The organism is Caballeronia sp. INML2 (assembly GCF_023631365.1).
In the GTDB taxonomy this organism is placed as follows: Bacteria; Pseudomonadota; Gammaproteobacteria; order Burkholderiales; family Burkholderiaceae; genus Caballeronia; species Caballeronia turbans.
In genome coordinates this window covers 1-15362 of the sequence record NZ_JALQDH010000007.1, presented here as the reverse complement: position 1 = coordinate 15362, position 15362 = coordinate 1, and the positions used below count along the sequence as shown (strand labels likewise).

The following is a 15362-nucleotide window of genomic DNA, read 5'->3' as shown; positions in this document are numbered from 1 at the left end:
CGCGAATGTCTCCGAACGGGGGCATGCTTTGACCAATGACCGATGCAGCGCGCCGTTCCGTCGCCTGCCGCCATCAGCGGCTTCGCGCGGCGCCGAGCACCGAATGCCAGAGACCCACGAGCCATGCCACGTTTCGCCCGCCTCTTCGAAGCCGCAGCCGATACTCTCAACGCTTACTATCAGGCGGTCGCGGACAACAGCATCGACAGTGTCATGTCGTTGTGGATCGACGAGGAGTTCGCCACCTGCGTCTGCGCGGACGGCACGCATCTGCACGGGCTGGAAAGCATCCGCGCCGGTCTCGGCAAGCAATTCGAAACGCAGGCGGTGACCATCGAGCCGCTCGATATCCGCGTGTACGACAGCTTAGGCACGGTGGTCTATGCGATCGCCGAGGCGCACCAGCAGGCCGCGCCCGCGAGCGTACCGCGCATGATCTACACGACCTACGTGATGGTTCACGAGCGCGGCGAGTGGCGCATCGCGCACATTCACGCGAGCGAGATGCCGCCGGATACGGCGGGCCAGTTCGCGGCCAGGCTGCGTCACGGCCAGGGGCCGCTGCACTGAAGGTAGATTTGAAGCGCTGAAGAAGACGTCTGTCGGGGAGGGGCCATGAAGCGCGATCCGTTGATGAAACACGATTCGTCATTCGTGGACAAAGCGCCTGCCGTCGCGCTGAAGGCAACCGCGCGCGTTCCGGGGCTGCCGGGCTCGGAATGGCTGTACAACGCGCCGCGCTGGCTGCCGACGAGCCACGCACAGACCATCGTCCCTGCCCTGTTCGGTCGAAAACCCGATGTGGGCTATCGGCGCGAGCGCTGGAACACGCCCGATGGCGATTTCATCGATCTCGACTTCCTCGCGCACGAAACCGGCGACGAACCCGCCGCGAATGCCCCGCTCTTCGTGCTCTTTCACGGCCTCGAAGGCAATTCAGATTCGCACTACGCGCGCACGATGATGGCCGCCGCCCGCGCGCGCGGCTGGCGTGGTGTCGTGCCGCATTTTCGCAGTTGCAGCGGCCCGCTCAACCTGCTGCCGCGCTTCTACCATCTCGCGGATAGCGCAGAAGTCGACTGGATCCTGCGTCGGCTCGCGCAGACGCATCCCGGGCCGGTCGTCGCGGCGGGCGTCTCGCTCGGCGGCAATGTGCTTTTGCACTGGCTATGCCAAAGCGGCAAGGATGCGTCGATCGTCAGCGCGGCCGCGGCCATCTCCGCGCCGCTCGACGTCCACGCCGGCGGCCTCGCGATCTCGCAGGGCTTCGGCATGGTCTATACGCGCAGCTTCCTGAAATCGCTCAAGAAGAAGGCGCTCGCGAAGCTCGGCCAGTATCCTGGTCTTTACGATCGCAACGCCGTGCTCGCGGCGCGCACGCTGTACGAGTTCGACAACGTCGTCACGGCGCCGCTGCACGGCTTTCGCGACACCGATCACTATTGGTCGACGGCGACCACCCGCGCGCATCTGAAGCACATCGAAGTGCCCGCGCTGCTGCTGAACGCGCGCAACGATCCGTTCCTGCCCGAGTTCGCGCTGCCCTCGCTTGCTGAAGTGTCCGAGCGAGTCACGCTCGACCAGCCGAACCACGGCGGGCACGTCGGCTTCATGACGGGGCCGTTTCCCGGCCGGATCGACTGGCTGTCGCTGCGTGTGTTCGGCTATCTGGAGAACTTCGTTTCGTGAACGATCATGGATGAAATCGTCAAACAGGCGCTCGCCAAATGGCCCAACGTTCCGCACTGCACGGGCTGGCTGCTGCTCGACCGACGCGGCCAGTGGCGCATGCGCGACGACGCCGCCCAGGCTGCCGGCGAACTCGGGACGCCGATCCGGCATGAAGCGCTGCTGGGCTTCATCAACCGCAACTACGAAAGCGATGCAGACGGCCAGTGGTTCTTCCAGAACGGTCCGCAGCGCGTCTATGTGGAACTGGCCTACACGCCGTGGATCGTGCGCCTGCACGCGGCGGACGGCGTATTACGCCTGACGGATCAGGCCGGCGCGGCATTCGAGCCGGCGCAGGCGTACATCGACGACGAAGGCGGCATCCTCTTTTCCGACGACGCATCGCCGGCGCGCGTGGCCGCCATGCACGACCACGATCTCGAACTGTTCGCGAATCACGCGTCGCTCGACGATGCGGGCAAGGGCGGCATTTTCCATTGGCGCGATGGCGTCGATCTGCCCGTGCAGCCGATCGCACGCGCCGACGTCGCGACGCGTTTCGGCTTCGTCGCGAGTCCGGCAAACCGCGCCGCCGCGAAGAAAGACTGACCTAGCCGTTCTTCTCCAGCTCGCGCTCTTCCCTGTAGCGCATTTCAAAATCGCGCAGGCGCGCGGAAATCGTTGAAAGATCGTAGAAGCTCGCGGTCTTCACATCGCGCGCTTCCTTCAGTTGCCGGATCGCGGATAGCCACGCGCCGTCCAGCGCGAACTTCTCCGCCATCGCCTGATGTTGTTGCAGCGGATCGTTCAGACCCGCGCTCGCCTGCGCGAGATAGAACCACCAGTCGGGCCGCGTCGGCTCGGCGCGCGTTTCGCGGCGTGCGAGCGTCTGCGCTTCGGCGAAGCGGCGTGCGGAAAGCAGCGTCTGCAGATGCACGTCGATGGCCGCGTGGGACGCCGGCCAGCGTTTCTGCGCGATGTCCGCGAGGCGGATCGCGTCGTCGTTGCGGCCCGCGCGGCGGGCGATGTCAGCGGCGAGCACGTCGAGGCTCGGCGTGCTGCGTAATGCTTGCGGCGCGGGCTGCGGTTTTGGCGCCGGTGCCGTTCGGCCTTCGACGTGAACCGGCGCCAGCGCAATGTCGCTGCTCGCGCGAGGCGCCGTCGCCGGCGTCGAATCGGGCTGCGGTGCGTGGCCGAGATTCAGCGCCGCGCGTGCGTGATCGAGCGGCGTTGCGGTCATCGAAGGATCGGCGTTGCGCAGCGACTGCGCGCCGCCCTTTCGCGAAGGCACGGGCGGCGCGGTCGCGGCCACGTCCTGCGGCGCATGCGCGCGATCCTCCTGCTGAACCTGCGCCGATGCCGCCGCCGCGCTCGCCTCCTCGCCCTCGAACAGCTGGCGTGCTTTGGCGAGTGCGTCGTTGGCCGCATCGAAATTGCCCATCAACGATTGCGCGAGTGCAATTCCATACCAGTTCGATGCCGGATTGAGCGCCGTCTGATCCTCGATTTCCGATTTGAGCCGGCTCGCGACCTCGCGATAATCGCTCGCGTAATTCACCTGCAGCGCGCGCGCGCGGGCACGCACGAACGCATATTCCGCCGATTGGCGTGGCTGCCGGTACGGCACGCGCCGCGCGCGGCCTTCCATGTCGGCGATGCGATCGGTCGTGAGCGGATGCGTGCGCACGTAGGGCGGCACGCCGTTATCGGCCATCGACGCGCGGTCGAGGCGCTCGAAGAACGCCACCATCGCGTATGGATCGTATCCGGCGGCGGCGAGCATCTGGAACCCGACGCGATCGGCCTCGTGCTCGGCCGCGCGCGAGAAGCGCAGTTGATTGTCGACGGCGAACGCCTGTCCGCCCATCGCGATGCCCATGCCCAGATCTCCGCTGTGCGCGAGCAGCCCCGCGAGCATGCCGGCGACCATCGCCGCGAGCGCCGCGTAGGTGCTCTTTTCCTGCGTGCCGAGCATGCGCGCGATGTGGCGCTGAAGCACATGCCCCATTTCGTGGCCGATCACCGACGCCAGTTCCGACTCGGTCTGCGTCGCGGCGACCAAGCCCGTATTCACGCCGATGAAGCCGCCCGGCATCGAGAATGCGTTGATCTGCGGATCGCGCACGGCAAAAAGATCGAAATCCGGCCGATAGCCGCCGAGATACTGTGTCGCTGCGGCCGCGGAGAGCTTCGAGGAGATCGAATCGAGGTAATCCCGCAGCAGCCAGTCGTCGAGATAGTCGGGATCGGCGCGCACTTCACGCATCATCCGCTCGCCGACCTTGCGCTCGGCCTGTGGGGTGAGCGAGCCGCCAGAGCCATCGCCGAGATCCGGAAGCTGCACCGACGAGAGCGGTGCGCGCAGGCCCGACATCGTGCCCGGACGATTCGCGAAACGGCTTTGCGCGCCGCCGTATACGCCGAACACGCCATCCGCGACATTGGCTGGCACGTCGCTGACAGTGCTTTCCTGCGATGAACGCAGTTGCGAGGCCGCGAGCGTGCCGGTCGAACTCGCGGAAGGCGCACTCGATTGCGCCAGCGCCGCGGGCGGCATGGCGAGGGCAACACACAGCAGGGAGATGAGCACGCGGCTCGGACGTGTCGGATGCATGGCGCGAAACGGTCGAAGCGCCGATGGTCGGCTCGAAAACTGAAACGAGCTTATCGTATCAAGTGTTGCGCGGGGGGCGTCCCGCGTCGGCCCTGCGTCGCGCCGGAGCGCGACCTTTCGCGAAAAACCGCGCGAAATCACGCTGGTATGATAGGCGCCCATTCGAAGGAGACGCTATGTCCGGACTCACCCATTTCGATGCCGCCGGCGAGGCGCACATGGTCGATGTCGGCGCAAAGAACGAAACGCGGCGGGTCGCCGTGGCGCGCGGCTCGATCGCGATGCTCGACGGCACGCTCGCGCTGATCCGCGAAGGCCGCGCGAAAAAAGGCGACGTGCTCGGCGTCGCGCGCATCGCCGCGATTCAGGGGGCGAAGCGCACGGCCGATCTGATCCCGCTGTGTCATCCGTTGGCGCTGACGCGCGTCGCGGTGGATTTCACGATCGACGAGGCGCTGCCCGGCGTGCATTGCGAAGTGCGTGTGGAGACGGTCGGACGCACGGGTGTGGAGATGGAAGCGCTGACCGCCGTGCAGGTCGGGCTCCTGACCATTTACGACATGTGCAAGGCGGTGGATCGGGGGATGACCATCACGAACGTGCGCGTGATGGAGAAGCACGGAGGAAAATCCGGCGATTGGGTGGCGGACGATCACACATCGCCGACACCCTGATCCGCCTCACTCCTCGTCGTCGTCCGCCGAAGACTCCTGACTCTGCGCCGGCACCCCATACAGCTTCACCAGATCCGCCCTGAAGGAAGCGAGCGGCTTGCCCGCCTCGTCGACCAGATCGTAGACGGCGGCAAGTTGCTTCGGCCAGTCGTGTAACTGAGTGGCGAAGATCTTCAGGCGCGCCATCGTGTCGAGCGCTTCGGCGCGCTGTCCGGCAAGCGCCTGCAGCACCGCGTATCGGCGCAACACCGTCTCGCCCGGCAGCAGCGCGATTGCCTTCCGATGCGCGGCGAGCTTCTCCTCGACGTTCTGCGCGTTGATCGGCAACAGCGTCGCCGCACCGTATTCGCCCCACGCCGTGAACAGGAACGACGGATTGTCCCGATATTGCTCCGCCGGCCGCGATCCGTAATAGAGCACTTCGGCGCGGTTGTAGTCACGCATCGTCGGATAGAGCGCTGCGAGCCCGCCGAGCACGAGCACGACGTACACGCCATACGACAGCGGACGCGCGACGAGGCGCAGCGGCCGCGTCTCCAGCAGCCCGATGACGAGCATCGCCGGCATGAGAAAGAACATGTACTGCTGCGGATACTCGACGAGCGCGTGCATCATCAGCACGCCGAGCAGCGACAGGGCGAAAATGCGCGCCGGCGTCTGCGGCGCGCGCAGCACGCGAATCAGCCAGAACACGATGCCCGCGACGAGAATCGCCATCCCGAGCGCGCCCGTTTTTGCGAGCAGGTCGATGAAGATGTCGTGCGCATTATTCGCAACCTCGACACCGCCGAGATCGCGGACGAGATCGAACTGATAGCGCGGAAACTCGCCCCAGCCGACGCCCAGCAACGGATGCGTCTTGAACATCGTCCAGCCGTATTTCCAGAGCGCGAGGCGCGGCGCGATCTGACTGGCTTCCTGCATGCGCTCCGCCGCCGATTGCGCAAGACCGAAGTCGTAGCGCACGTTCGCCCAGCGCACCGCCGCGTTCACGGCGAAGAAGACGATTGCAAGCAGAATCGGGACGATCCACGCACGCACATCACGCCGGCCCGGGCCGTCGAAACCCTCCGACGCAACCGGACGCCCGATAACGAACGCCATCCAGAATCCGGCGACGACGATCACCGCCGTTTGCAGCCACGGACCGCGCGACACCGTGAGCGCGAGCCCGAGTGAGTAAGCCGCCGACAGAATCAGCCACAACACGATCGGCAGCCGCCGCGCCTGCACGAAATACAACGCCGCCGCCAGCGCGAACGCGATCACGGTCGCGAGGTGATTCGCCTGCGCCATATTGCCGAAGGGGCGCCTTTCGACCATCACGTTGTACGCGACCACGAATGGCGTGAACTTCACTTCGAGATGCAGCAACTGCACGATCTGGCAGAAGACTGCGAACAGTCCGCCGACCATCAGCGCCGCCGCGCCGATTCTCAGCGTCTTCTCGGCAAGCCCTGCCCGCACGAGTCCGAAGCCCGTATGCACCGCGACGAACGATGCAAGCAGATACGCGCCGCCGAGCCAGTTCATCGATGGCTGAGCGACCGGCAACAACAGCGTCTGCGCGACGAGCAGCACGCCGAACGCGAGCGGCATCAGCGCGACGACCGGCGACGCGAACGGCACCTTTGGCTCCGATACGCGCACGAGCAGCGCAACCGTCGCGCCGAGCGCCAGATAGAGCGCGAGCGCGCTGTATTCAGCGTAGAAAGTCGGAATCGGATACGTATGGTTGACGACCGCGAAAGGAATCGTCAACGCAAGACACAGGACAGCAAAACAAAGAAAGCGTGCGTAGTGGGAAGGCATGAGGGCAAGGAACGTCGGGTAGGGTAGCCCCCCCTCCTTGCGAAAGAGGAGCCCCCTAGGAACCGTACGTGCGAGTTTCCCCGCATACGGCTCGAGCCTACAGATTTCTTATACAAAGCCCCGTCATTGCAACGACGGGGCCGGCTTAGTTACGACAAGTTTACCAACGTGCACCTGCCGGTGGCAGTCCGGATGGAGCAAAACCCGGTTGGAGAGAGCGTCTGATCCGCCATGCATCCGGTATTCAAGATGATGATCGTGCCAGCCAGTCTCTTCCGTCAGGGCACTACCACAGTGCGCACACATCCCGCTCTGTGACATATACAGCGAAGCCCATTGCTTGCGATAGCGCATTGATTCCCACATGCGCATCTGTCGCAACTGCTCCCCGTATTGCTCCCACTGCGGATCAAAGGGATTGAAGTCACCCTTGACCTTCTTGTGTCGCCTGATTTCCATACCGCTGAGTTGGTACAGCTCAAGCAACCCCGTACTCCCATCGTCCCGAACTATCGGGACAGCGAACACCCAATTTCGACTACCGGTCGAGTGAAAGTACTTCTGCTTCACCCAATCGGTGTTCTTGTTCGGATGCCGCCGTTTCGACCACCGCCAGAGTCGGAAAAACACCAGCGACTCCATGCGGCTGTAGGCCTGCTTGGCAACCACCGAGCTGTGATACTGCGCCCAGCCCCGTAACATCGGGTTCAGCAGGCGGATCAGTTCCGCCTGTTTCACCGTCTTGTGACCGCTGATCGTATCCGCCACCTTTCGGTAGAACGTCTGCACATTCTTCCGGCTCGGCTTGATGAGCAGTGTCCCCGAGTACTTCCGGAAATTCCACCCAAGGAAATCGAAGCCTTCGTCAATGTGTGTGATACGCGTTTTCGCCTCGGACAGTCGCAAGCCTCGTACAGCAAGGAATGCTTCCACCCAAGGCCTGACCTCGTTTTCCAGAATCTCTTTCGAGTCGCCGGTGATCACGAAGTCATCCGCATATCGAACCACATTCACTTTCAGCTTCTTTGCCTTTGCGATCCCGAATTTCGCACCGAGGTGCGCAATCAGTTCACGCTCCAGCCCGTTCAGCGTCACGTTTGCCAGCGTCGGGGAGATGATGCCTCCCTGCGGCGTACCGGCCTCAGTCGCCTGTAGCTGTCCCTTGTAAATCAGGCCAGCCTTCAACCACTTCCGAAGGACTTCCCTATCCATCGGGACATGTCGTTCCAGCCAGTCGTGGTTGATGTGGTCAAAGCACCCCTTGATATCCGCTTCGAGCACCCATTGCGATGAACTGCGCCGGGCCATGACAACGAAAATCTGGGACATGGCGTCGGCCGTCGAGCGGTTTAACCTGAACCCATACGAGTTCGGATCGCTCGTCGACTCCGACGCCGGCTCCAAAGCCAGCAAATACAGGGCTTGCATCGCCCTGTCCCGCATGGTTGGGATGCCCAAAGGGCGCTCCTTTCCATTGGCTTTGGGGATAAAGACTCTCCGTAAAGGCAGAGGCCTGTATCCACGCCGCTTTAACCTGCCGACGGCACGCCATCGGCTTTCAGGCGAATCCCACAGTTCGCGATCGACTCCAGCCGTTCGCGCACCCTGGTTCTGCGTAACACGTCGTACCGCGTACAACTTTGCGGACAACGTGCGGGTAAGCATCCGTTGCAAGGCTTTCACCCTGCGCCAGTCGCCTTCCCGCGTCGCCTTCGCAATTCGGATCTGCATCCCTCTCACGTTCCGTTCAACCCGACGCCAATCGACGGCGTACCAGTTATCCGGCGCGTGGGAAAGCGCAGATCCGGTCTTTCGACTGGATACTTTCATGCTGCTCTCCTACCTTGGATTAGATCCCCGGCAGGAGGCGCATCTTCCCCAGCGGGAAGACACACCCCGCTGGGGAACAACAAACACCTCAATATGGGCGCATGCACCCATATCTCGATCAAACACCTCAGTACGAGCGCATGCGCCCGTACCTCACCAAGTTACAGAGGGTAGTCAGCCGTCTTACGACGGTAGACCAGACGGAAGTCTGCCCGCTTTCGCGTGGGGCGATGTCTAAGCCCCTATCCGAACCATTACAGCCCAGCATTCGCTTTTTCCGTCCTCCCATACCTGCACAATCAACAGCGTCCCTTACGGTTCGCCTGCCAGCAGTACAGCACTGGCAACCATACAGGCTTACCACGTTCCCGGCATGTCACACGACTGACGTAGGTTCTGCCTCTTCCCCGGTGGCTTGATGACGACGTAATCCGACGGTTGAGCGGATTAACCAGCCACGTACCTTTTGGTTAGAGCCCGATGTTCAAGCAGCTTTGGCTCCTCAGTGCTTACGAGGTTTATCAGCAGTTCACGTACGTTAACCTTATCAGCCAGCCTAGCTCCTCAACCCCCTTGCTGCTGGGAGTCTCCAGATCGTTCCTCGCGGAACCGGTCTGCCCGAAACGTCCAGGGGCTACGTTGTCAGAAGAGCTTCACACCCCACCGTTGCCAGTGACGCATGTCTTCCTAGGCTACTGCTGGTCGTACAGCAGGTTCACTTCCTCGCCCAGACTGCAGGTGAGGCAAAACAATGACACACCGAGCTTTCGCTCGTATCGGCTAGCGACTCCGTCGCCTAGTGGCGCAGGAAATGCACACATCATTCCGCCCTGTCGGCGGAGAGGAAGCCGCTGACTGGGCGGGACCTGACGGTAATCAGGTCAATGCAATGCGGTATCCGGCAAACTACTCCGGGTCCCGCTTTCACTAAAAGAAACCGTGCTCACAAACAGCACGTCTACTGCCTAAATTGCGGCCCACAAGGGGGCCGCCTGTGGAGGGCATGGTGATCCGGCCGAGGCCGATTCAATAACCCTCTAGTCGATGCCCCGTAACGTGGGGCATACGGACACGAGCGTGCGTGTCGCACCAACCGGCGCACTATACAAAACTTTGCCCCCGCTGTCCGTCGAACGGCCGGAATTGCAACGAAATCGCTGCTTATCGTGCAAAAACGACGTCGCAAAGACGCGGCGGCGCCGTAAATCCTGCCGCCGCGCTTACCTCTCGTGCCGAACTTTCGCACCGCTTACGCGCGGCACTCCGGCGGTGCGAGGTTCGCCCGGAGCGTCGGCGCCTGCGCCGGCAACGGACCGGCGCCCGGCGCGGGCAGCGACGAGTCCGTCTTTGCGGCCGCGAAGCATTCCCATGTCACCGAGCCTGCCTGCACGACGCCGCGGCTCAACGCGACGCGCGCGGTCGGGGTATCGGCGTTATCGGGCGTCGAGGGTACGAGCACGAGCGTGTTCGAACCCGCGGGCGCGACGCGCGTCGTGTAGGCGATCGTAATCTGCCCGGTGTCGCTGTCGACGTGAATGGACTCGACGTTGCGCGTGCCCGGCGGCGACGAAAACCCGCCCGCGAGATCCGCGCCGCTCGCCGCGTTCTCAGCGACCGCGAGCCGCGCGGCCGCCGCGAGCGTGATGCCCTCGCCCACGCGGCTTCGCGCCAGATAATCCTGGTAAGCGGGTATCGCATACGCCGCGACCACGCCGACGATCGCGAGCACGATCATCAGTTCGATCAACGTGAAGCCGCGCGTCAGCACTTCTTGCGCGCGCCTCCCGAACCACCCTGCGCGCCGTTCGCACGGCGCGCCCAAACTACAAGCCATCGTCGTCATTGCTGCTCCAAGAAAACAAGAAAGCGCCCTGCCGCGCGATGCGGTCAGGACGCTTCGATCGTATTGAGGGAGCGCAACGGGCGACAGTCGGCCGAACGGCCTAGGCAATTTCGCGGACGTGTGCTCAGCCAGCCGCGCGATTGCCCTCGGCGAGCGCGCGGCGCTTGAGCAGCCAGCCCAGCGCAAGGACGAACAACGCGCCGGCGGCGCGTGCCGTATAGCCGGCGAGTTCGGTGTTGAGCGCGGGCCATCGGTCGATGAACGGATCGTCGATGATGAGCCCGCCCGCGATCCATCCGAGCAGGCCCGCTCCGAGCAGCACGACGACCGGGAAGCGGTCGAGCAGCTTCAACACCAGCGTGCTGCCCCACACGATGAGCGGAATGCTCACGATCAGCCCGAAGATCACCAATGCGAGCCGATGACGCGGATCGGCGGCTTCGGCCGCGCCGGCGATCGCGATCACGTTGTCGAGGCTCATCACGGCATCCGCGATGATGATCGTCTTCACCGCCGCCCACAGACGGTCCGATGCGGTGATCTGATGCTCGTCGTGATCCGGCTGCATCAACTTCACGCCGATCCACAAAAGCAGCATGCCGCCCACGAACTTGAGGAACGGAACGTCGAGCAACATCACGGCGAACGCAATCAGCACGACGCGCAGGATGATCGCGCCGAGCGTACCGAGCACGATGCCGCGCGTGCGCTGCTGATCGGGGAGGTTGCGGCAAGCGAGCGCGATCACGACGGCGTTATCGCCGCCGAGCAGAATGTCGATCACGATGATCTGAACGACCGCGCCCCAATGAAGCGTTGAGAAGAATTCGAGCATGTAGCAAAGAGAAAGCAGGCGCCGAAATGAAAAAGCGAGGAAGCAACGCTCCCTCGCTTTTGATCGGCTTTATACGAAAGGAATCAGTAAGAGTACCAAACCCTCGCGTAATTTGCCCGCTCGATGTCAGAGAACCGACTTCAGCAGACGCGCCATCTCCGACGGATTCTTCGTGACCTTGATGCCGCACGCGTCCATGATTTCCAGCTTGGCGTCCGCCGTGTCCGCCCCGCCCGAGATCAGCGCGCCAGCGTGGCCCATGCGCTTGCCCGGGGGCGCCGTCACGCCCGCGATGAAGCCGACGACCGGCTTCTTCATGTTGTCTTTGATCCAGTAAGCGGCATTCGCTTCGTCCGGACCGCCGATCTCGCCGATCATGATGACGGCGTCCGTCTCCGGATCGTCGTTGAACATCTTCATCACGTCGATGTGCTTGAGACCGTTGATCGGATCGCCGCCGATACCGACCGCCGACGACTGGCCGAGGCCGAGCGCCGTCAACTGACCGACCGCTTCATACGTCAGCGTGCCCGAACGCGACACCACGCCGATGCGGCCCTTCTTGTGGATGTGACCCGGCATGATGCCGATCTTCAGCTCGTCCGGCGTGATCGTGCCGGGGCAGTTCGGTCCGAGCAGCAGCGTCTTGCGGTTTTCGCGGCGCATGCGGTCCTTGATTTCGAGCATGTCGCGAACCGGAATGCCTTCCGTGATGCAGATCGCGAGATCGAGATCGGCCTCGACGGCTTCCCAGATCGCAGCGGCTGCGCCTGCGGGCGGCACGTAGATCACCGAAACGGTGGCGCCCGTTTCAGCCTTCGCTTCCTTGACGGACGCATAGATAGGAATGCCTTCGAAGTCCTCTCCGGCCTTCTTCGGGTTCACGCCCGCGACGTACGCTTCGCGGCCGTTCGCGTATTCGCGGCACGCCCGCGTGTGGAACTGGCCGGTCTTGCCGGTGATGCCCTGCGTGATGACCTTCGTGTCTTTGTTGATCAGAATCGACATGTAGTGACCTCTGTTCGTTTGGCGTCGCTCAGGCTCGCGCCCGGCGCCGCCATTCGTATCTGGTGGAACGCTCTCTTAGGCTCGGTAAGCGAAAACGCGCTTACTTGCCTTCGGCTGCCGCGACGACCTTCTGCGCGGCTTCTTCCATGCTGTCCGCCGAGATGATCGGCAAGCCCGAATCAGCCAGCATCTTCTTGCCGAGGTCTTCGTTCGTGCCCTTCATGCGCACGACGAGCGGCACTTGCAGATGCACTGCCTTCGACGCCGCGATCACGCCTTCCGCGATCACGTCGCAGCGCATGATGCCGCCGAAGATGTTCACGAGAATCGCCTTCAGGTTCGGATTCTTCAGCATCAGCTTGAACGCTTCGGTCACCTTCTCCGTCGTCGCGCCGCCGCCGACGTCGAGGAAGTTGGCCGGCTCGCCGCCGAACAGCTTGATGGTGTCCATCGTCGCCATCGCCAGACCCGCGCCGTTCACGAGGCAGCCGATGTTGCCGTCGAGCGAGATGTACGCAAGGTCGAACTTCGACGCTTCGACTTCAGCCGGATCTTCTTCGTCCAGATCGCGGTACGCGACGATTTCCGGGTGACGGAAGAGCGCATTCGAATCGAAGTTGAACTTGGCGTCGAGCGCGATGACCTTGCCTTCGCCGGTCACGATCAGCGGGTTGATTTCCGCGAGCGATGCATCAGTTTCGTAGAACGCCTTGTACAGGCCTTGCAGGATCGCGCGCGCTTGCGGGATCGATGCGTCGGGGATGCCGATCTTGCGTGCGAGGTCATCCGCGTCTGCGTCCTGCAGACCCGTCGACGGCTCGACGGCGAACTTGTGCAGCAGCTCGGGCGTCTTTTCCGCGACTTCTTCGATGTCCATGCCGCCTTCGCTCGACGCCATCACGACGACCTTCTGCGAAACGCGGTCGAGCACGAGGCCGACGTACAGTTCCTTCTTGATGTCCGCGCCTTCTTCGATCAGGAGGCGATTCACCTTCTGGCCTTCGGGGCCGGTCTGGTGGGTGACGAGCTGCATGCCGAGGATCTGGTTCGCGTACTCGCGGACCTGCTCGATCGACTTCGCGACCTTCACGCCGCCGCCCTTACCGCGGCCGCCGGCGTGAATCTGCGCCTTGACGACCCAAACCGGGCCGCCCAGCTCTTCCGCGGCCTTGACCGCATCATCCACCGAGAACACGGGTTTGCCGCGCGGGACCGCGACGCCGAATTTCCGCAGGATTTCCTTACCCTGGTACTCGTGAATCTTCATGCGTGATTCCTTCAGTCTGAGAGTTGGAGTGAACTTCTATGTGTTTGAACCGCTGATCTTCTTCGATTCTTGTTTGAATTCCGTGCGTACGCGCAAGCGCAGCCTGCGCGCTACGAGGCGGACTTTGTCTCCGGCCTGTCCTGTACCGTTGTGCCGGTATCCGTTTGCCCGGCGGGTGCGTGACCGAACCAGCGCGGGTAATACTCCTTGACTGCGGGACCGTCGAAGCGCAATGCGTGGCATCGGCCGAGCTGAAACGGCGGCTCGTCCCGCGCTGCGGTCGTGGAGGAATGAACTGCGTCGGATTGATTGAACGGATTGCCGTTCTCGATCTTCCAGACGTCGCCGGCGAATGCCTGAATGGCTGCGGTCGGCAAAACGCCGCACAATTCGGTGAGATGCGTGCAGCCGGCCGCGCCGCGCAGCAGCTTGTTGGCTTCGCGGCGAAAACTTTGGAGGAGATTGAGCCCGATGAGCTTGCGATAAACCGGATTGGACTCGGCGCACAGACCGCCATAGGGCGACCAGTCCGACGATGCTTCGACGTCGACGATGGTGAGCTTGCGGTCGATGGTGATGCGCAGCCAGAGTTCATGGATCGGCAGGCCGTGTGGCCGGACGCCCGTCGCGAGGCGAAAGTCGCGCGGCTTCTCATCGGTTAGACAGGCTTCGATATCCCACAGGCCATCGTCACGCTCGAACGCTTCCAGCCGAATCGCGCGACGATGGCGCAATTGTCGGGGAGCGGGAGGCGAGAGAGGCATGCTGAAAGTGAGCCGGTACGGGGAAAACCGTGGAATTTTAGCATATTGGGTATTTGGAGCCGGGCATACGCGTGACGAATGAAACGCGCGTGCGGTTCGCAGGAGATGGACGGCGCTCAGTCGTCGACGATCTCTTCGCTCCAGTCTTCCTCGCCGCCTTTCAGGATCTTGCCGATCGTGCCGCTCGAAAAACCCCGCGCGGCCAGGAAACGGGCCTGCTTGGCGCGCTCGGCAGGCGTCTCGGGCGGCATGCCGTATTTCTTCTCCCAAACGGCCCGGGCGCGCGCGGTCTCGGATTGCGCGAGCTTGTCGGCGGTTTCGCTGATGAGCGCATCGCCGACGGCGTGACGCTTCAACTCGTCGATGATCCTGCTGCCGCCCATGCGCGACGCCCGCCGATGCACGACGCTTTCGACAAAGCGCTCATTCGACAGCCAGCCGTCGCGCTCGAGGCCGTCGAGAAGGGATTCGAGCGAATCGGCCTCGTCGACGTACGGGCGCAGTTTGCGCGACAACTCCGCGCGGCTGTATTCGCGCCGCGAGAGAAACGCGAGCGCGCGCCCCTTCAGGGAGCGTTGCGGGCGTTTGGAATTGCCGACTTCGGTAGCCGAAGTCTTTCGAGTGCGCTGACTGGAGCGGCTGTAGACCGGCTCGGCCGATTCGGCGTGCGGTCCTTCGCAAGGCACGCACTGTTCGAAGGGCTCGAAAGGATCGGCGTCTTCGAACGGATCCGTGAAGGGAATGGGCTCGGGTTCGGACGGTTTGCTTGCAGGCTCGGCGGGCTGCGGCGCGCGATCAGTGGGACGCGCCTTCGGCTGCTCGGTTGCCTGTTTCAGCAGAGCGCGCGCTTGCGCCAGACGCGCCGCGCGATCACTCTGGTCCGCGCCACTTTCACCGTCTTTAGCGCGGTCAAAAACGCGACGCGGGGGGGCGGGGGGGGGCGGGGGGGGGGGGGGGGGGGGGGTGGGTGTGTTTACGCGGCGGCTCGTCGTATCCACCCCCCCCCCCCCGCCCCGGCGCTACGGGATCGGGGCGTCGGCCGCC

At 63.5% G+C, this 15362-nt stretch carries 13 protein-coding genes; 4 read left to right on the top strand and 9 right to left on the bottom strand.

The annotated features are described in order from the left end of the window. The first annotated feature begins 123 nt into the window (after nucleotides 1-123). The 3 genes from NCT32_RS02405 to NCT32_RS02395 are packed head-to-tail and all read left to right on the top strand — an operon-like array spanning nucleotide 124 to nucleotide 2280. Complete coding sequence (locus NCT32_RS02405) at nucleotides 124-570, top strand: nuclear transport factor 2 family protein (RefSeq protein ID WP_061117704.1); 447 nt, start codon at nucleotides 124-126, stop codon at nucleotides 568-570. 45 nt (nucleotides 571-615) lie between these two features. Then, nucleotides 616-1689, top strand: a complete 1074-nt coding sequence (locus NCT32_RS02400; RefSeq protein WP_061117705.1) for a YheT family hydrolase — start codon at nucleotides 616-618, stop codon at nucleotides 1687-1689. A 6-nt stretch (nucleotides 1690-1695) separates the two neighbouring features. Beyond that, nucleotides 1696-2280: a DUF2946 family protein gene (locus tag NCT32_RS02395; protein WP_061117706.1), complete on the top strand. Its 585-nt coding sequence runs from the start codon at nucleotides 1696-1698 to the stop codon at nucleotides 2278-2280. Nucleotide 2281: 1 nt separating this feature from the next. Here NCT32_RS02395 and NCT32_RS02390 read toward each other — a convergent pair whose 3' ends face one another. Next, nucleotides 2282-4285 carry a M48 family metalloprotease gene (locus NCT32_RS02390; protein WP_250489868.1) on the bottom strand — a complete coding sequence of 668 codons (2004 nt, stop codon included), beginning with the start codon at nucleotides 4283-4285 and terminating at the stop codon, nucleotides 2282-2284. A 176-nt stretch (nucleotides 4286-4461) separates the two neighbouring features. On the opposite strand from NCT32_RS02390, the gene moaC reads away from it, so the two are divergent. Then, on the top strand, nucleotides 4462-4959 hold the full coding sequence (gene moaC / locus NCT32_RS02385; RefSeq protein WP_061117708.1) for a cyclic pyranopterin monophosphate synthase MoaC: 498 nt from the start codon (nucleotides 4462-4464) through the stop codon (nucleotides 4957-4959). Nucleotides 4960-4965: 6 nt separating this feature from the next. On the opposite strand, the gene NCT32_RS02380 is transcribed toward moaC, so the two are convergent. The 8 genes from NCT32_RS02380 to recX all read right to left on the bottom strand — a co-directional run bounded on the left by NCT32_RS02380 (nucleotide 4966) and on the right by recX (nucleotide 15175). After that, nucleotides 4966-6771, bottom strand: coding sequence for a PglL family O-oligosaccharyltransferase (locus NCT32_RS02380; RefSeq protein ID WP_061117709.1), 1806 nt, complete (start codon nucleotides 6769-6771; stop codon nucleotides 4966-4968). A gap of 123 nt (nucleotides 6772-6894) precedes the next feature. Beyond that, entirely contained in the window at nucleotides 6895-8601 is a 1707-nt protein-coding gene (gene ltrA, locus NCT32_RS02375) for a group II intron reverse transcriptase/maturase (RefSeq protein ID WP_250489867.1), read from the bottom strand. A 1249-nt stretch (nucleotides 8602-9850) separates the two neighbouring features. Then, on the bottom strand, nucleotides 9851-10444 hold the full coding sequence (locus NCT32_RS02370; protein WP_284508476.1) for a pilin: 594 nt from the start codon (nucleotides 10442-10444) through the stop codon (nucleotides 9851-9853). 124 nt (nucleotides 10445-10568) lie between these two features. Beyond that, nucleotides 10569-11279 (bottom strand): TerC family protein, encoded by a 711-nt coding sequence (locus NCT32_RS02365; protein ID WP_061117710.1) that lies wholly within the window; start codon nucleotides 11277-11279, stop codon nucleotides 10569-10571. Nucleotides 11280-11405: 126 nt separating this feature from the next. Further along, the gene (gene sucD / locus NCT32_RS02360; RefSeq protein ID WP_008351350.1) at nucleotides 11406-12287 is read right to left on the bottom strand and encodes a succinate--CoA ligase subunit alpha; all 882 of its coding nucleotides are present in this window, start codon (nucleotides 12285-12287) and stop codon (nucleotides 11406-11408) included. Between the two features lie 100 nt (nucleotides 12288-12387). Then, a complete protein-coding gene (sucC, locus tag NCT32_RS02355) occupies nucleotides 12388-13569 on the bottom strand; it encodes an ADP-forming succinate--CoA ligase subunit beta (protein ID WP_311394659.1) in 1182 nt (393 codons plus the stop codon). Between the two features lie 95 nt (nucleotides 13570-13664). Then, nucleotides 13665-14354: a DUF2889 domain-containing protein gene (locus NCT32_RS02350; protein ID WP_409241522.1), complete on the bottom strand. Its 690-nt coding sequence runs from the start codon at nucleotides 14352-14354 to the stop codon at nucleotides 13665-13667. A gap of 80 nt (nucleotides 14355-14434) precedes the next feature. Further along, nucleotides 14435-15175 carry a recombination regulator RecX gene (gene recX, locus NCT32_RS02345; RefSeq protein ID WP_250489870.1) on the bottom strand — a complete coding sequence of 247 codons (741 nt, stop codon included), beginning with the start codon at nucleotides 15173-15175 and terminating at the stop codon, nucleotides 14435-14437. Nucleotides 15176-15362 lie beyond the last annotated feature (187 nt).